Raw genomic sequence first — 18,193 nt, forward strand, 5'->3', positions numbered from 1 at the left:
ACGTTTATGGAAGGTCCAGCGTTCCACGCAGGCGCATGGATAGCTCCGCCATCATGTCCGCAAGGTCTTCCCGCCCGAGCTTGTCGCCGCGCAAAGCATCGCGCTCAGCCGACAGTGCCTCGCGCAATGTCCTTACCGCGGCATCGAGATTCGACTGGAGCTGCGTTGCCACCTCTCGGCTTCGCGCATCGTTGCGCCCCACGTTGGCTTCGACCTGTTCGATGGCCGCGACCCACTCGCCACGTTGCGTGCGCAACGCCTGGCTGCCTCGGTGATCCAGATCCTCGATGGCTGCCGCTCGTGCAGCGCCCTCCTGGCGCAGCTGCATGGCAAATTTCTCGGCACCCGCCTCCAGGCGTTCTTCGATGGCGGCCATGCGGCGGCCATGCTCGTTTTCCACTCGCTCGATCTCTGCCTTGAAGCGAGCTTCCAGTTCCTGGAAACGCCGGTCGTATTCGCGGATGAGACTGCCGAACAGGATGTCGCGGACCTGGTCCATCTTCCTGTCTTCGGTGATCGATGATTCCACGACCGGCGCTACTGCGGGTGGGTCGGCGACAAACCTTTTCTTCGTATTCATCTCGCACGGCTCGCTGGTTCGGTTGCCGGCCACGGGGATAAGCCGGAAAGGCGGACGCGGTTGCACGCCGTTTCCCCGGGCCGACCCTACGGCCGCTCCCGGAACCTCACCATTGGGAAAAGTCTTAGCCCTGGCCAGGAGTGTTGGTGGGGCGGAACAACTTCGACGGCGCTTACTCGACCAGAAAACTCAATCCGTGGTTATTGAGGAATGCGCCGATTTCAGCTTTGGACCGCAAGCCCAGTTTCCTGAACGCGTTGTACTTATGCGTGGAAACAGTCTTGTAGCTGCGGTGACTGTCGATCGCGAGCGCCTGCATGTTCTCGCCTCGGGCCAAGGCCAGCATGATGCTGCGCTCGGAGCTGCTGAGCCTGTTCCATGGGTGATTGCGGGCTGCCTCCACGTCAATCGAAGGATCGATGAACGTCTGGCCCGCCACGACGGCACGGATAGCATCGATAGCCAGCTGAGGTCTGCTGGATTTGGACACATATGCCTTGGCACCCTGGTCCAATGCCGTCAATGCCAAGTACGGGCTCGAGTTGCCCGTGTAGACGATCAGCTTCGATGACGGATCAGCATCTTTGATTGCCCTGAGGAGCGAGATTTCCTTGGACGGCCCGGACATGTCCGGCTCAAAGATAAGGTAGTCGTAGCAGGCTCCTCTCAGGCGTTGCAATAATCCATGAGCCCCGCGAGCCGTATCTATCCTGGAAATCCCGTCTCGGAATGCAACACGCAGCATTTCAGAGAGCGCGACAAGAATGATCGGGTGAACATCGGCAATCAGGAACCTCATTGCCCCTCCTCCGGAATCCCTACCTGGATCGGCGCCACTCCCTTGCCGATCCTGGAACACTCATCCCTATCAACGTAACTGCATCCGTCGCCTGGACGGTCTTGCACCCGCACTGTCGCGCTTCATTCTGCCTTTGGCCGTATGGAAGATGTTGCTTACTCACCCACCCATCTCGGGGGGTGGCATCTTCAGGCTCGGCGGTTGCGCCGCGTGTGCCTGACCCGGTGCCTGGTGCACGCCATGCGTCAGCGCTAACGCTGTATTTGGCCGCCTATCATTCCGCTGGTGGCTTTGCCTTGGCTCGCCCTTCCATTGCGCCGGCACTCTTCATGGGAAAGCCCAACGCCTTTGTCGTAACCCTGTTCCGAATGCCGCTATCGTGGCTTTCGCCCCCGCCTCACCGGAATGCCGCCTCGTAAAATCTTACAGCCGGAGCTTATCATTCGGCGGTCTGCTGGCAAGGTGCAAGCACCGTGACCGAGGGGAACAATGGCCGTAGGCCGTGCAGGAGCATCCATGGCGGAAACGCGGATTTGAGATACGCACACGTGACATCCATCAGCCGATGACATCCCCCGAGTTGATCCTCAAGACCACGCCACCTCGCTTGCTGAGCGGAGTGGTAAAACGTGACCTGGTTCACTCTTTCTGGACCTCCGCCCGAGAGCGATCGGCCATCGTGCTGGCCGCACCTGCCGGCTTCGGCAAGACGACTGTGCTACTGCAGTGGCGGTACCAATGGATGGAGCATGGGGCCCGTGTGGCCTGGTTGAACGTCGATGCCCAGGACGAGCCGGTGCGCTTTGCCCTCGCTTTGCTGCACGCCCTCGGCAACGCCAGCGGTGCGGTGGTTTTCAGTACGCTGGCCGCCCAGTGCGAGAACAAGGCCGAGCAAGGCATGGCCATCCTCACTGCGCTGCTGGGAGAGGTTGCGTTGCTCCGTACCGAGATTGTGCTCATGCTCGACGACGCAGAGCGCCTTCCCGACGTTACGCTGCGCACCTCTTTGTCCTACCTCCTTCTAAACGCGCCCGCCAATTTGCATGTGGTGATCGGTTCAAGAGCGGCATTGCCGCTCCCGATCTCAGAGATGGTGGCGAAAAAAAGCCTTGCGGTACTGAAGGCGGAAGAGCTTCGTTTCCGACTCGAAGAATCCATCGACCTGCTCGACCGGCGCCTGGAGGGTCGGCTGAGCGTCCATGAATCAGCCAAGCTCCACGAGGCGGTGCAGGGGTGGCCCATTGGCCTTCAGTTCGCCATTTCCAGGCTCGAGTACGAAGACGATCTGGCCGCGGCGATAAATACCTTCTCCGCGAGGGAGGGTGATCTTCAGGACTATTTCGTCGATGCCCTGCTCCACGATCTGACGACGGCCGAGGCAGACTTCTTGGTGCAAATCGCCATCCTCGACTACCTGCAAGCCGAACTGTGCGAGGCGGTGACGGGTCGCGCAGAGGCAGGCAACCTGCTTAACCACTTCGCGAAGGAAACTCCGCTGATCATGGCGGGCCCTGAGGACTGGGTCCGTCTGCATCCCTTGGCCAGGGATTTCCTGTTGGAGCGCCTCGAACATCGCCCACGCACCGAGCAAGTAGAACTTCACGCCCGGGCTTCCCGATGGTTTGCCGGGCGTGAGCGCTTCCACGAGGCTGCACACCATGCATTGGCTGCTGGCGACGAAGCACAGGCGCAAGCTTATGCTGCCCGGTCACTCTGGCTGCTCGGCGCGCAAGGAAAACTCACGGAAGCGCGCCAATGGCTGGCGTTCATCCCGCCGCGACTCCTTGCAAGCGACATGTCACTCAAGCTGGTGGCCGCCTGGGTGCTTGCGCTTAGCGGGCGCAGCGACGAAGCGTTACGAATTGCCATGAAGGCAGCGGCTGATCCTGCAAGCACACCGCTCCGGCGCATGATCGCACTACGCGTGGCCGGCGGCGCTGCAATCTATGCGGACCGGCTGGGGCTCGTCGCTGAACTTGTCGCGCGATGGCCTACGGCGACTACGGTCGACGATCCTCTATATGTGGCGGCGCCGTTGAATGGAAGCGCAATTGTTGCGTTGCATGCGGGCCACAGCAGCAAAGTCCGTGAACTCGCTGCGCAAGTGCTCAAGCACGGCGAGACTGGATCCATGCGCCTCGCTTCCGCTTTGGCACGAACCATGACCGGCCTCAGTCACCTTTGGGAGGGCAGCGCCTGTCAGGCCGAGGCGGTGCTTCAGCCCGCGCTGATCAAGACGGAAAGAGAGGAAGGTCGGCGTAGCACGATAGCCTGCAACTATGCCGCCGTACTCGCTGCCGCAATGCTGCGCCGTGGCCAGCCTGATGCGGCCCACGCCCTGCTGGCCGATCGACTGGATGTCATCGAGGAGGGGTTTCCCGACATCGTTCTGGTCGCCTACGACACGCTGGTTCGTATCGCCCTCGACAAGGGCGATGAGCGACGTGCCCTAGCCGCGCTCGACAATCTCGACAGCTTGGCCAAGCGCAGGCAACTACCACGTCTTCAGCTGCACTGCGTGTCTGAGCAGGTCCGCATCCACGCGATGAGCCGGCGCAACGAAACGGTCTCGACGCTGGTGACAAACCTGGACGATCTCGCACCTGCGTTTCGACGCAAGGCCCACTTATCGTTTCTTGAGCACTATCTTCTGGTGGCCTCGACCGCCAAGGCATACGCAGCGTTCGCGCGCAATCATCTCGATGAGGCAGAACGGCAGTTGCAATGCGCCGATGCGCTTGCTCACCAGCTAGGGCGAAGCTATGACATGCAGGTGCTAAAGGTCCTTCGCGCGTTACTTGCGAAACAACGCGGCACCACCGAAGCGGCCGCGCTGATGTCGGAGGCGATCGACCTAGCTCGCCTTGGGGGCAACGTTCGTCTGTTGGCTGATGCCCACCCTGACGCGACACGCGTGGCATGCGAACTGCATCTTCTATCCCCTGACGAACAGACCACCGGCCCGGAGGCGGTCGAAGCCACTTCCCCCTCGCCAGCCTCGTCTTCGGCCCCTCCTCCAGTGCAACAGGGACTCTTGACGGCAAAAGAAGCCGAAATTCTTCATCTGCTTAACAAAGGGATGCCGAACAAACTGATTGCACGAGCGCTGGGCATCAGCAGCGAGACTGTCAAATGGCATCTCAAGAACCTGTTCCAAAAACTGTCGGCCGGCACCCGCAGGCATGCGGTAGGCCGCGCACGACTTCTTGGCCTTGTCAGCGAGTGAGATTCCTTCTAGGCGAGCGCGGCTTTGTCGTACCCGCAGATGCGGTCATCCTGCACCGGGACCGCCAGCGGTCAGCGCCTGCCCAATGCCTTCGAATTGCGCGCCACTGAGGGAGGACTATCGACGTTCAAGTCCACCGATATGCCAAAGCCCTGCGAGGTGCTCCGCGAGTGTCATGCGGGCGAAGAAAGCATGAGCGATCTCGTTTCATCAGCCACAAAGATGCAGCTGTGTATATCCCCAAAAAGGAATATCGGTGCGCGTGTGTCACCGTCAGTCATGGGCCGGCGCGCCGCCGTGGCGGCGCGGTAGAATCCACGCTGGACTTCAGGGGTCAGGGGGACTTGTGTCGCGATCGAATGATCGCTCATAGCTGATGGATCGGCTTGGCGCCGTGCAGGCAAATACCGTCTGAGCTGGCACGCGATCTTTCAGATCGAGTCGACATCCGCTAGCCGCCCAAATCTTCGCCGCATCAACGTGCCGGCGCATGGCTACCGCCCACGCCATCTCCGGCACTTCGAAGCATTCACTGCTCTCTCAATCACGGAATGTGGCCTGGCAAGGATTCGCCGCCGGGCATCCGCCCAACCAAACAGGGGACAACATGAATCGCACTTACCGGCTCGTCTGGAACCGCGCCTTGCGCGTGCTTCAAGTGGCTTCCGAACTTGTATCTACACAAGCCGCCGGACAATCCGTCAGCTGCGGTACGCCGCCCGCCCCCCGCCGCCGCCTTATTGCGCTGGCTTGTGTGGCCGCCTGCGCAGGTTCAATCGATTCCGCCATGGCGGCGTGCAGCCCGATCAATCCGACCAACGGTGCCACCGTCACGTGCTCGGGCGCTGCGAATCCTCTTGCGCCGTCCTACGCTGCCAGCGCGGATAACCTCACCGTCAACGTGAACCCCGGCGGCTCCCTCGGTGTGTTGCTGGGCCTGGGCGGCACCACCATGTCGCTCACCGGCAACGGCACCACACTCAACAATGCCGGCACGATCGACCCCTCCCTGCTCGGCCAGCTCAGCCTGCTGTCCTCCGGCACAGTGATCGGCAACCCCAATCTCGGCGCATCGATTCCTGGCAGCACGGTGACGGTCACCAACCAGGGCACGATGAATGGCACCGTCGGCCTCCTCGGACTGAACCTGCCTGATCTGACCGGCATGGCGCTAGCGGTGCGCAACGGCGCTGGCGGTACGACCACCATCTCCAACGCCGGCAGCATCGGCTCCTCGGCCCTGCTCGGCGTCTCGCTGCTGGGATCGGATGCGCCGGTGGTCGCCGTGTACGGCGGCAGCCAGATCAACTTCACCAATACCGGCACCATCACCGGCCGCACCGCATTCGAGGGTTCCGCAGCCGGCAACGCCTTCATCAACGCAGGCACGATCTTCGGCAGCGTGTCGATGGGCACCAACAGCACCAATACCTTCACCGCGGTGACCGGCTCCAGCGTATACGCTGCCGGCAGCCTGGGTCAGAACCCGATGGGTGTGCTCGGCACCAATCTCAACTTCGCACCCACCGGGCAGATCGATGGTGGTGCCGGTGGAAGCAACACACTGGTATTGCAGAACGCGACAACCGGCGCCGGCTCGGGCGCTACAGGCACGGGTTTTGCGTCGTCTGGCACTTACGTCAATTTTCAGAATCTGGTCGTCAACAGCGGCACGTGGACGCTGGGCGGTTCGCTGGTGGACGGCAGCACCACCCTCAACGGCGGCGTGGCACAGTTCAGCAGCGACGCCAACTTCGGCAGCGCTTCCTCCATCATCTCCAATGGAGGCGCGATCGCCGGCAGCAGCAGCGGCGTGATGCTGAGCACATCGATCCTGCTCAACGCGGGCGGCCTTACTGTCACCGGCAACAATGACTTCACCCTGTTCGGCCAGTTGTACGGCAGTGGCGCGCTGACCAAAAGCGGGGCCGGTACCGTGTCGCTCGGCTCCCTCGAACTGTATACGGGCGACACCCTTATCAAGGGCGGCACCCTCGCGCTCACCGGAGCGGGGGCCCTGCTGAGCAATGCATCGGTCAGCCTGCAGGGTTCCAGCACATTCGATATCTCCGGCGCCAGCGGCAACCGGACCATCGGCGCAGTGACTGGCGACTTCGGCACGGCCATCACACTGGGTGCGCACACGCTCACGTTAGGAGACGGCATCAGCACCACCTTCGGCGGAACGATCAGCGGCACCGGCGGCATCATCACGCAGGGCGGAGTCATCACCCTGAGTGGCGCAAACGTCTATACCGGCGGCACCACGATCAATACGGGCACGCTGGCGATCGGTGCGGGCGGCAGCCTCGCAGGCAGCGGCGCGGTAACGCTGAGCTTCGCGGGCAGCACCTTCGATATCAGCGGCGCCACCGCCAACCAGACCATCGGCGGACTGTCCGGCGTTGCCGGTAGCCGGGTGGCGCTGGGCACGAACAACCTCACGCTTGGCAATGCCAGCAACACCAGCTTTGGCGGCACCATCGACGGCACCGGCGGCATCATCAAGCAGGGCGCCGGCACGTTCACCTTGAGCGGTACCAACACCTATACCGGAGGCACCATCGTGAATGCCGGTACGCTCGCCCTCGGCAGCGGTGGTTCGTTGGCTCCCACTGGCGCTGTTCTTTTGACGGCTCCCGGTAGCTCGCTCGATCTGCGGGCCGCCGGTGCGCAGAGCATGGGTCCCCTGTTTGGCACTGCCGGCAGTTCGGTGTTGCTTGGCGCCGGTGCGCTGACCATCGCGCCCTCCGGCAGCAGCAGCACCTTCGCAGGCACCATCGGTGGAATCGCCGGCGTCGTGATCAACGGGACGGGTACCGAGACCTTCAGCGGTACCAACACCTACACCGGCGGCACCAGCATCCAGTCCGGCACGCTGGCGCTGGGCTTTGGTGGCGCGCTTGCCGGAGGCACCGCGCTGACGCTGGCCAGTGCGGGCACTTTCGATATCGCCGCCGGCGGCAACCAGACCATCGGCACGCTCGCCGGCGCCGGCGGCACGGTCAGCCTCGGCTCCAATGTGCTCAGCGTGAGCGGCTCCGGCGGCGGCAGTTTCGATGGCGCGATCCGGGGCACCGGCGGCGTGACCAACACCGCCAACGCACTCGTGCTCAATGGTACGAACACCTATATCGGACTGACCACGGTGCAAGGCGGCAGCCTCACCGTCGGCGATGCGACGCATACGGGCGCCAGGGTGTCCGGCGATGTCACGGTGGCGAGCGGCGCCTCACTCGGTGGCTTCGGCACGGTGGGCGGCAGCGTGACGGTGCAGAACGGCGGCCATCTCGCGCCGGGTAACCCCACCGGCACGCTCACCGTCGACACCGACCTCACACTCGCCCAGGGCAGCGTGCTCGATGCCTCGTTCGGCGCGCCGGGCCCGGACTTCACCACCTTCGGCTCGGGCCACAACGTGGCGGTGAATGGAAACCTCGCCATCAACGGTGCCACGCTCAATGCGATCGATGCCGGTGGCTTCGGCCCCGGCCTGTACAACCTGTTCACCTACGGCGGCACGCTCACCGAAACCAATGGCGGCATCGTGCCGCCTTCCGGCTTCACCATCCAGAACCTTACCTCCACCAAACAGATCAACCTGATCAACACCAACGGCCTCACCCTGACCTTCTGGAACGCCAATGGCCTGGCCAGCGGCACGCAGATGGGTGGTGGCAGCGGTACCTGGGGCGTCGCCCAGGCCAACTGGACCAATGCCACGGGTTCGATCACGTCGACGCGCAGTCCGTTCGATGCGTTCTCGATTTTCGGCGGCGCCGCGGGCACGGTGACGGTCAACGACGTGGGTGGCTTGCAACCCGTCTCCACCCAGGGAATGCAGTTCGCCAGCGACGGCTACCACCTCACCGGCGACGCGCTCACGTTGGTCGCACCGTCGGCCGGTGCATTGAGTGAGATCCGCGTGGGCGATGGCAGCGGCGCCAGTGCAGGCTGGACCACCACCATCGACAACACCCTCACCGGTGTTGGCCTCAACAAGACGGGTGCGGGCACGCTTGTGCTCAATGGCGTGAATGTCTACACGCAGGGAACCACGCTGACGGCGGGCACGTTGTCCGTGGGCTCCGATGCATCGCTCGGCCTCAATGGCACCGCGATCGATTTCGAAGGCGGCGTGCTCCGTGTCACCGGCACCACCTATACCTCGACCAACCGCGCGATCATCTTCGGTGCAACCGGCGGCGGATTCGATATCGCGGATGCGTCCAATACCTTCACGGTCAGCCAGTCGCTGGGCGGCAGTGGCAGCCTGGTCAAACTCGGCGCGGGCACGCTGGTTTTGTCAGGCGCCAACAGCTACACGGGCGGCACGACGATCAGCGCGGGCACGCTGCGCGGTGACGCGGCAAGCCTGCAGGGCAACATCACCAACAATGCGTTGCTGCAGTTCGATCAGACGGTCGACGGCACCTACGGTGGCTCGATGTCCGGCACCGGCGCGCTTGTGAAGGCAGGTGCCGGCGCGCTCGTATTGTCCGGGGCCAATAGCTACACAGGCGGCACCACCGTCCGTGCTGGCACTCTCCAGGGCGACACCACGAGCCTGGTGGGCGACATCACGAACGATGCCGCGCTGGTCTTCGATCAGTCCGCGGATGGCAGCTTCGGCGGCGACGTCTCGGGCAACGGCTCCGTGAGCAAGCTGGGTACCGGTACGGTCACGCTCACCGGCGTGAACTCCTACACCGGAGGAACCATCGTTGCCGCCGGCGCGCTTCAGGGCACCACCACGAGCCTGCAGGGCATCATCACCGACAACGCGTCGCTGGTCTTCAACCAGTCAACCGATGGCGTCTTCACGGGCGCCATCTCCGGCAGTGGCGCACTGACCAAGACCGGTGCGGGCAAGGTCACCCTCAGCGGCGCGAACACCTACGCCGGCGGCACCACCATCAGTGCCGGCATCCTCCAAGGCGACACCGCCAGCCTGCAGGGCGCGATCACGAACAACGCCGAGCTGGTCTTCGACCAACTCGGGGCTGGCACATTCAGTGGCGTGATCTCCGGCTCGGGCTCCGTCACCAAGCAGGGTGTCGGGACGGTTGCCCTCACCGGTGCGAATACCTATACCGGCGGCACGACCGTTGCTGCCGGCGCGCTCGTGGGATCCACCGCCAGCCTGCAGGGCAACATCGTCGACAACGCCTCCCTGGTGTTCGATCAGGCGGCCGCCGGCACCTATGCCGGCAACCTGTCGGGTACGGGCTCCCTCACCAAGTCCGGCGCGGGTGTGCTCACCCTTTCGGGCATCAGCACTTACAGCGGCGGCACGACGATCACCGCGGGTACGCTGCAGGGTGACACTTCGAACCTGCAGGGCGCGATCGCCGATGGCGCAGCACTCGTCTTCGACCAGGCTGCCAACGGCATCTTCAGCGGCACCGTGTCGGGCGGCGGTTCGCTCATGAAGACCGGCGCTGGCAGCCTGATCATCAACACCGCGAACACTCTCACCGGGGCCACCACGGTTTCCCAGGGTGCGCTGATCGTCGGTGATGACAGCCATCCGACCGCCAGCCTCGCCGGCTCGGTGACGGTGTCGAGCGGCGCCATGCTCGCGGGCATCGGTTCGGTTGGCGGCCTCGATGCTTTCGGTGCGGTGAAGCCCGGCAACTCACCAGGAACGCTCACGGTGACGGGCAACGCGGTGTTTCATCCGGGCTCGAGCCTGGAAGTCTGGGCGACGCCTGATGGCCAGGTCGGTCGTCTCGCGGTCAACGGTAGCGTGTCGATACTTGGCGGAAGCGTCTTGACCCTCGCCCAGGCAGGCCCCTATGCCCCACTCACCCAGTACACCATCCTGACGGCGGGCAACGGCGTCACAGGCACGTTTGGCGGCGTGACCTCCAACCTGCTCTTCCTGACGCCGGCGCTGAGCTACAGCAGCAACGCGGTGACGCTCTCCCTGCAACGTAACGATGTCAGCTTCGCGAGCGTCGCGCAGACCCAATCGCAAGCTGCCACCGCAGCGGCGCTCGATCGCTTGTCGATCGCCTCGCCGGTCTATGTCGGCATGCTGGGGCTGGATGCCGCAACGGCGCGCCATGCGCTCGACCAGCTCTCCGGCGAAATGCACGCCAGCGTGACCACTGTTCTGGCCGATGACAGCCGTTATGTGCGTGACGCCATCAACAACCACCTGCTCGGCACCTCTGCCGCCGGCCAGCAGACCGAAGGCGTCACGAATGCCGGTACCAGCGTGTGGACGTCTGGCTGGGGCCATTGGGGCAATCACGATGGTGACGGCAACGCGCACACGATGAGCGCCAACGGCAGCGGCATCCTGCTGGGCGCGGACCTTCCGGTCGACGCTTTCCGCGTGGGCGGCGTCATCGGCCATGGTCAGGGCAGCCTGAGCGTGGATGAAGTCACCTCGACCGGCCACACCGATTCCAATTACGCCGGCCTCTACGCCGGGTGGGATATGGGTGCGTGGCGCGTGCGCGGCGGCCTGGCCTATGCCTGGCAAACGGTCGACGTAACGCGGCGCATCGCCTTTGGCCCCTACACCGGTACGGCTCAGTCGAGTTACGACGCCAATACCGGACAGGCATACATCGACGCGGGCTACACATTCCAACGCGGCGCAGGGACCATCGAACCGTATATCAACCTGAGCGAGGTGCATGTCCGGACGGATGCGTTCACCGAACAGGGCACATCCGCCGCACTGGCCATCCAAGGCAGTTCGGCCAATGTGAGCACCGGTATCCTTGGCGTGCGCGGCACGCTCAACCTGGGCCCGGGCGGGCTGCATGCCTACGCCGGCGCGGGCTGGCAGCATGCCTGGGGAGACCGACTGCCACAGCGCCAGCAGCGCTTTGTGGCCGGCGCCGACGCGTTCTCCATCTATGGCCTGCCCGTGGCGGACAACGCCGGCGTGGTGGATCTTGGCCTGCGCTTTCCGATCGGCCAGATGGTCACGGCAGACTTCGGCTACCACGGCCAGTTCGCCAGCGGCGCCAAGGACCAAGCCGCTCGCCTCACCTTGAACGTCGCCTTCTAACTGTCCCCGCACGGATAGTTGGTCCGTATCCTCATCCTGGCTTGCCAGGGTGAGGATCGGCGTCACCAACTACATCCGCACAACGGTCCGCGATGACACGAGCCAAGCGTGGCGTTGCCGCCGGCATATCTCAGTTCGACGCCGGCATCTGGATCTGCACGCCCCATGCCGAGCTATCGCTTCGTGTGCGGCACATCCAACAACTGAAGGCTGCCATCCGCTGCACTTGTCGAGCCGCATCGAAAACATGCTGCATACCAGCGAGTTGGTCGTCTTGGGCTTGAGCAAAGTGGGCACCGCCATCGGCTCATGGCGAACAGCAGATCATGACTTGCCCGCCGCCCACGCGGCACACGAACTTGCTGGATTGTTTTAGATCGCCCACCCCTCGCGATATTCGCGACGCAGAAACGCGTTGGCCTCCGGCATGTTGGTGATGCGCATGTTCGCTGCGTCGTACTCGATCTTGCCGCCTGCGCGAAGGGACACGATGCCCAGCAGCATCACCTCCGTGAGCCGCGCGGCGTACGGGAATGGCGACGAGGCTTCTGCCCTTCCCTTGCAGGCGTCGACCCAGTTCATCTCGTGCGAGGTCTTGATGCGCGCGAACGTCTGGGGCGGCGTGCCTACCGAATCATGCAGCGACTGCGGCAGCAGCCGCGGGTTCGCCCCGTAGGTTTCATGGATCAGCTTGCCTTTGTCACCAACGTACAGGACGCCGCCGTCCTTGCTCAGCTGCCCGGCTCCCAGCGCCTGCAGCCCCGGCGGCAGCAGCGCGCCGTCATACCAGGTGAGCTTTACCGGCGGCTTGTTGCCGCGTGCGGGGAAGTCGTAATACGTCATCGTCGCCATGGGGTACGACGCATGGTTGAATGGCGTCGAGACCGTCTCCACGGACGTCGGAAAGCCCAGGTCCAGCGACCAGAACGGTGAATCGATCAGGTGCGCGCCCATGTCGCCGATGGCGCCCACGCCCCAATCCACCCAGCCGCGCCAGTTGAACGGGTGATACACGGGGTGGTAGTCGACGACGGGACCGGGGCCGAGAAAGAGATCCCATGCCAGCCCTTCCGGCTTCGGATAATTGCCGACCATGGCATTGGCAAGTCGATCCATCAACGCATCTTCATTCCAGTTCGCGTCGTCCGGTCGCGGCCTGGATTGCGGACGTGGAATGCCCTGTGGCCAGTACGCAAGCGGGCGATTCGTCCAGGCGTGGACCTCGCGAACATCGCCGATCGCCCCGGCCGCGATGTACTCGTTGATCAGCCGGGCATCGTCGGAGGAGTGCCCCTGGTTTCCCATCTGCGTGACGAGCCTGGGATTGTCCTGCGCTTTCCTGGACAGTTCGCGGGCTTCGTAAATCGACCAGGTGAGCGGCTTTTGCAGATACACGTGCTTGCCATGGCTCATCGCCGCGCTGGCGATCACGGCGTGCAGGTGATCGGGCGTCGCAATGACCACCGCGTCGATGTCCTTCTGCTGTTCGAGCATCCGGCGGTAATCGGTATAGCGCTTGATGGAATTGAACTTGCTGGAAAGCAGCTTTGTCTGCTCGATCTCGTCCTGTAGCTTCCGGCGTTCCTTGGCGGTCTGGGCCTTGTCGAGGCGTGCCTGCGTCTTGCCCAGGCCGTCGACCATCCCGCGAAAGGACTTGTCCGTATAGCGCCAGTCCACATCGCACAGGGCGACGATGTTCTCGCCGGCCAAGGCGCGCATGTTGTGCATGCCCATGCCGCCGACACCGATGCCGGCAATGTTCAATCGATCGCTGGGCGGCGTATGACCAGGCCCGCCAAGGACGTGGCGTGGCACGATCATCAGCCCGGCCGCTGCGATGGCCGTGCCCGTGAGGAATTCGCGGCGTGAAATCTTTCCGCCTGTTTCCGTATTCCCTGGAGCCCCACCGGCACGGTGGCCCTGCTGCTCTTTCGCGACTTTCGATTCATCCGTCATGGGCGCTGCAACCCCTGGTTGGCTGTCGATATCCGAAGCACAGCATTCTGGCCGCAAGGAGAGCAGTGGATCAAGGTGACTCATTTTGGGCATCGCGCACTAAGCTCTCGCTGGTGAGGTCCGCAGGCACATTCATGCGAGTCGGCCCAAAAGAACTCCTCACCCCGCAGCCCGAAATGTGCGGCAACGCTCAGATGCCACTCCACGCTTGGCCGCAGTTCGTCTCGGCAAGATGGGCTGTTGCTTGATGTGTATCCATGCGATCGCCGGGCATCACCCCGCGCCTCTTGTAGTGACGACGGCATATCCTGCGGAGCTCACAAGCACTTCTCCCGAGGCTGATTCTCTAGCGTTCATAGCAATATCCAGCGCCGAACCAGTCAGCGTGGCCTGAATACGTGTCCATCTCTACTCAGAACGACATATTCCTCAACGGGCCTTTCCTCAACGAACGCACGCTCCGTCTTGTAGCGAAGCGCATAGCGAACTCGAACAATCCGCCACTCATAACCGAGCAGATAGGAAAGAGTGGAAGGCTGATATCCCTCACTACCGCGCCCGACGAATCGGCAGCAGTCAGGGTTGATCTCCATAAACTCTTGCATGCTTACATAAGGAATGGGATCCGATGGTGGCCCGTAGGCCTCGATACTCTGCGCACCGCCGAGCACCTGCACTGTCCTGAGATTTGGCGGATACCTGACCAATACGTCCTTGACGGCTGCGTCAATGAAGCATTGGTCGTATACGAACGCGAATTTTGTCGTGGAAAAGCCGCACATCGACAGCGCGCACCAGCCCAGGAGAAACACAATGAAGACGAAGGACAGCCATCGCGCCCTATTCATCACGCTGCCCTTTTCACCAAAGAGTAGTAGGTGCTTGATTACGGCTCTCGCATCGGCTCGCAAACGCCCTTTTTCAAAGGGTCCAGAACATGACCGATCACCCGACGCGTACCGATGTCGATTTCTACGCCGCGGTTTCCCATGCCGCTGTTCTGCAACGCCGTCTGTCTTCCGGGCGTCCGCTCCGGCTCGGAAGCGGAACCTTGGCCCGGAGCTCAGGCCAACCCCAAAAGCGTGAACGCCAAGCGTGTTGAAAAGTTTGCTTGCCAGCGAAAGCACTCAGCGCCTCTCAAGCACATACTTCCCAATCACCCTCCCATACAGCGCCGCCTCTCCTGTACGTCAATCCCAGCCGCGTTGCGACCCCTATCGATCGGGCGTTACGCTCTGAAATGAGCGCATGAACGCTAGGCTCCCGTCGCACTTCAAAGGCATGGTTGACCATGGCCGCCACGGCCTCAACGGCTATGCCACGCCCCCAGAAATCGCGGTATGTGTGCCAGCCCATCTCCATTTCCGTGGATTGCTCGCGAAAAAATGCTCCAACGGTACCGACGACCTGCCCGGTTTCGCGCAGCTCGACGATCCACCAACCTGCTCCATGCAATAACCACAGGCCGGCGTGCAGCCCGAAGATACGCCATGCGGTCTCGCGATCCTTTGCCGAGAGGTGGACCATGCTTTCGGCGTCGGCAGCGTGTTCGGCAAACGCTTCGAAATCGACCGGACGGTGCTCGCGAAGGAGCAGGCGCTCGGTCTGAAGCCTGGGAACGGCATTTGCGAATGCTTGGACCATGAGGTGTTCCGCCTCCTCGTTCACAACTGGTGGATCGTCCGCCATGGCCCGGAAGCAGACCATGCCGTCGGCGGTAACGCCGCGCGCTGGAAGCCGGAGTGAAGAGATTGGCTGCCGTGGGACGGTCAAGGACCGCAGTCTTTCCCGTGCGTAGGCATAAAGAGCCCCTAGCTCGTGCTTCGCCGGATTCTGCCATCTACCGCGAACAGTCGCACTTTGTTGTATTGGCTGTGCCTGAGCTTGTGTACATCGTCAGTGCATCGCCCCGGATCGCGTGGACGATGGAGACACTCCATAGACTTGGCGATAGCAACTTGCGAAACGCCCAAAATCCCAGACGCCAAACCGGCTGCAGATACTGGCGATAGATTCATTCGGCTCGGCGCCCTGAAGTGTCTCGTGAATGGCCTTGAGGCGCCTGAGCATCAGGTAGCGATGCGGACCGAGGCCAAAGTGCTCGGTGAAAACCTTCTGCAGCGTTCTCGCCGAAACGCCCGTGGCCTTGCAGAGATCCGCAATCTGAACCGTCTCCGACATTCGCTGGTCCACAAAAGTAGTGGCGCGCCGAAGGATGTCGGCCGGAGAGAGGCGTGGACGACCGGCCATTTTCTGACGGGGAGGCATGACCGTGCACATGGCCTCCTGAATGGAACGCGCCAGCTGATCGTGCGACGCCTTCACCGCCGTGCAGGGCGACAGCGCCTCAGGAGAATGCTCATGTACGGCGAGCAGGCGAGCGACTAGATCTCTGAGTGCGGCCAGGTATGCGCGACTTGCATTGCCTATGAGGTGATGGGGCGAGATCATCTGCGTTGCTTCCGGGTCAAGAATCATCCAGTGATTGACCGTGGCAGATCCCACGCTAATGCCGACCCAGCGGAGCACGTCACTGTTATAGATAGTGAAATCCTTCCCGGAGGCAAGCCAGGTCAAGGTGCTCTTGCCGATATCGCGACCATCGACAACGAGGGAGCGAATGTCGGTCAGTGGGAAGAAAAGTCCAAAGTTGTCGAGGCGACAAGATCCTTCATAGATGCTTCCGCCACCGTTCTGGCAGACCATGACTTCGATGTCACCCAGGACGAGGTACTGCATTTCCCAGTCGTGGCGATGCCTCCGTACGGGTGTGTAACGCCCATCGACGCCACGCATGGCTTCCTCGAACGCATCGAACTCCAGTCCAAATGAGTGCTTCATAAGACTGCCCTCGACGACTCGCCGGCTCAGATCGGATTTTTACCGAAAATCCACACGACTGATAAGGATCGCGTCGCGCGGCCAAGCCAGGCGTGCGCGTCGCCGGCGTATACGCCTCGTGAAGTTCATGAGCCTAAGTAATTTTACGATGGCGATGACGAATCAGCTTTCCCATGCTCCGTTTCCGGTCCATAGGAGGAACGGCCATGGCGGTATTCGGAAGATTGCTCGCATTGGTTGGCGCGGTTGCGGTGTGCTTGGCGATGCCCCGGGAAGCGCCTGCACAGGAAGGTCGATTCGAGGCGCTGGCAAACAGCCGCCTGCATGAAAACCGGCCAACGCCCGAGACGGCGAAGACGCTTCGCGACGAGCTGTACTTCCAGCGCGCCACGCAGACCTATCTCTGGGCGTTGCCGCTCATCAATACCATGGGCATGAAGGAAGGCTCCGAGAAGCAATTCGGCGCGGGTTACAACGTGTTGCCGATCTGGAAGAAGCGACTCGATGCCAAGACGCTGGTGACCACGCCAAACTCGGACGTGCTCTATGCCATGGGCTATCTGGACGTAGGCAAGGATGGTCCCATGGTGTTCGAAGCACCGCCGGGCCTGCAGGGCATCCTGATGGACGTGTGGCAGCGACCGATTCCCGGACCGCCTGGCTTCTTCGGTGATGTCGGCCTGCCCGGTCCGGATGGCGGCAAGGGCGGCAAATTCCTGATTCTGCCTCCCGACTATCGGGGAGAGCCACCTTCGGGCTACTACGTCTATCGCTCGCCCACCAACAATGTCTTCGTCTTCCTGCGCGCCTTCTACAAGGATCCCAAGAACCTGGCGCCGGCGGTCAAGTTGATGGAGGACGCGAAGATCTATCCGCTGGGTGAAAAGTCGCCCAGGTCGATGACGTTCCCGGATGCGTCCGGTGTGCCGGTGAACATGTTGCCTGCGAGCGACATCGCCGCATTCGAGCAGCTCAAGTACCTGGTCGACTCCGAAGGCACGCACCTGGCCGATCCGGACTGGCTTGGCATGCTGGCGATGATCGGCATCGTGAAGGACAAACCATTCCGGCCCGATGCTTCGCAGAAGACCCTGCTGCAGGACGCCGCGAAAACCGGCTACAAGATGAGTCGCGTCATTGGTTTCGAGAACGGCGAAGGCGACCGCGATTTCCATGTCTACCCGGATCGTCACTGGCTCAATCCGGTAGCCGATGGCACGCCCGCCAACCCGGGCGGTGCGCTCGACCTCGCGTGGCGGCGCACCAAGGAAGGCTATACCGACCTTGACGTACGCACGTGGTTCTTCACCGATTACTACTCGCTCAGCCCGGGCATGATTTCGCAGGTACCCGGCAAGGGGGCGAAGTACATGATTGCCTTCACCGACAGCACCAGCACGCCCCTGTCGGGCGCGACCAACTACCGGTTGCACCTGCCAGCCAATATTCCTGCCGGCAATTTCTGGTCAGTGACGCTTTACGAAGCCGAGAACGCCTCCGGACTGGCCAATGGCCAGCCTTTCCCCTCGCTGGGTTCGCGTGACAACCCCGCCAAGAACGCGGATGGCAGCACCGATCTCTACCTGGGACCCACGGCGCCGGCTGGCAAGCACGGCAATTGGCTGGCAACAGTGCCGGGGCGTGGCTACTTTGCGATTCTCCGGCTTTACGGACCCACCGAGGCGGCCATCGACAAGAGCTGGAAGCCGGGTGATATCGAACCGGTGAAGTGAGCCGATCGGTGACGCCACCGATGACTTC

8 protein-coding genes and 1 pseudogene are annotated in these 18,193 nt (G+C 62.6%); 4 read left to right on the forward strand and 5 right to left on the reverse strand.

The window, feature by feature from the left end; all coding sequences use genetic code 11:
• Nucleotides 1–4 precede the first annotated feature (4 nt).
• Together CA260_RS10510 and CA260_RS10515 are read right to left on the reverse strand one after the other, a co-directional pair.
• A complete protein-coding gene (locus tag CA260_RS10510; protein WP_146745323.1) occupies nt 5–580 on the reverse strand; it encodes a hypothetical protein in 576 nt (191 codons plus the stop codon).
• 172 nt (nt 581–752) lie between these two features.
• On the reverse strand, nt 753–1,379 hold the full coding sequence (locus tag CA260_RS10515) for a response regulator transcription factor (protein ID WP_111982845.1): 627 nt from the start codon (nt 1,377–1,379) through the stop codon (nt 753–755).
• 580 nt (nt 1,380–1,959) lie between these two features.
• On the opposite strand from CA260_RS10515, the gene CA260_RS10520 reads away from it, so the two are divergent.
• The 3 genes and pseudogenes from CA260_RS10520 to CA260_RS10525 all read left to right on the forward strand — a co-directional run bounded on the left by CA260_RS10520 (nt 1,960) and on the right by CA260_RS10525 (nt 11,635).
• Nucleotides 1,960–4,605: a LuxR C-terminal-related transcriptional regulator gene (locus tag CA260_RS10520; protein ID WP_172461781.1), complete on the forward strand. Its 2,646-nt coding sequence runs from the start codon at nt 1,960–1,962 to the stop codon at nt 4,603–4,605.
• 607 nt (nt 4,606–5,212) lie between these two features.
• A pseudogene (locus CA260_RS21495) lies at nt 5,213–5,320 on the forward strand (ESPR-type extended signal peptide-containing protein); the annotation flags it as partial.
• A 72-nt stretch (nt 5,321–5,392) separates the two neighbouring features.
• On the forward strand, nt 5,393–11,635 hold the full coding sequence (locus CA260_RS10525; protein WP_238149677.1) for an autotransporter-associated beta strand repeat-containing protein: 6,243 nt from the start codon (nt 5,393–5,395) through the stop codon (nt 11,633–11,635).
• Nucleotides 11,636–12,007: 372 nt separating this feature from the next.
• On the opposite strand, the gene CA260_RS10530 is transcribed toward CA260_RS10525, so the two are convergent.
• The 3 genes from CA260_RS10530 to CA260_RS10545 form a co-directional block, all read right to left on the reverse strand.
• Nucleotides 12,008–13,450 (reverse strand): Gfo/Idh/MocA family protein, encoded by a 1,443-nt coding sequence (locus tag CA260_RS10530; protein ID WP_202864056.1) that lies wholly within the window; start codon nt 13,448–13,450, stop codon nt 12,008–12,010.
• A 1,278-nt stretch (nt 13,451–14,728) separates the two neighbouring features.
• A complete protein-coding gene (locus tag CA260_RS10540) occupies nt 14,729–15,235 on the reverse strand; it encodes a GNAT family N-acetyltransferase (RefSeq protein WP_172461783.1) in 507 nt (168 codons plus the stop codon).
• A 252-nt stretch (nt 15,236–15,487) separates the two neighbouring features.
• The gene (locus tag CA260_RS10545; RefSeq protein WP_111982853.1) at nt 15,488–16,432 is read right to left on the reverse strand and encodes a helix-turn-helix domain-containing protein; all 945 of its coding nucleotides are present in this window, start codon (nt 16,430–16,432) and stop codon (nt 15,488–15,490) included.
• A 263-nt stretch (nt 16,433–16,695) separates the two neighbouring features.
• Here CA260_RS10545 and CA260_RS10550 point away from each other — a divergent pair, with 263 nt between their 5' ends.
• On the forward strand, nt 16,696–18,165 hold the full coding sequence (locus CA260_RS10550) for a DUF1254 domain-containing protein (RefSeq protein ID WP_202864057.1): 1,470 nt from the start codon (nt 16,696–16,698) through the stop codon (nt 18,163–18,165).
• Nucleotides 18,166–18,193: the final 28 nt, after the last annotated feature.

Source organism: Dyella jiangningensis, assembly GCF_003264855.1.
GTDB lineage: Bacteria > Pseudomonadota > Gammaproteobacteria > Xanthomonadales > Rhodanobacteraceae > Dyella > Dyella jiangningensis_C.

Bases quoted from the DNA above. Each gene is read 5' to 3' on its own strand.
- CA260_RS10540 (WP_172461783.1), bottom strand. From the start codon at position 15,235: ATGGTCCAAGCATTCGCAAATGCCGTTCCCAGGCTTCAGACCGAGCGC.
- CA260_RS10545 (WP_111982853.1), bottom strand. From the start codon at position 16,432: ATGAAGCACTCATTTGGACTGGAGTTCGATGCGTTCGAGGAAGCCATG.
- CA260_RS10525 (WP_238149677.1), top strand. From the start codon at position 5,393: ATGGCGGCGTGCAGCCCGATCAATCCGACCAACGGTGCCACCGTCACG.
- CA260_RS10515 (WP_111982845.1), bottom strand. From the start codon at position 1,379: ATGAGGTTCCTGATTGCCGATGTTCACCCGATCATTCTTGTCGCGCTC.
- CA260_RS10510 (WP_146745323.1), bottom strand. From the start codon at position 580: ATGAATACGAAGAAAAGGTTTGTCGCCGACCCACCCGCAGTAGCGCCG.
- CA260_RS10550 (WP_202864057.1), top strand. From the start codon at position 16,696: ATGCCCCGGGAAGCGCCTGCACAGGAAGGTCGATTCGAGGCGCTGGCA.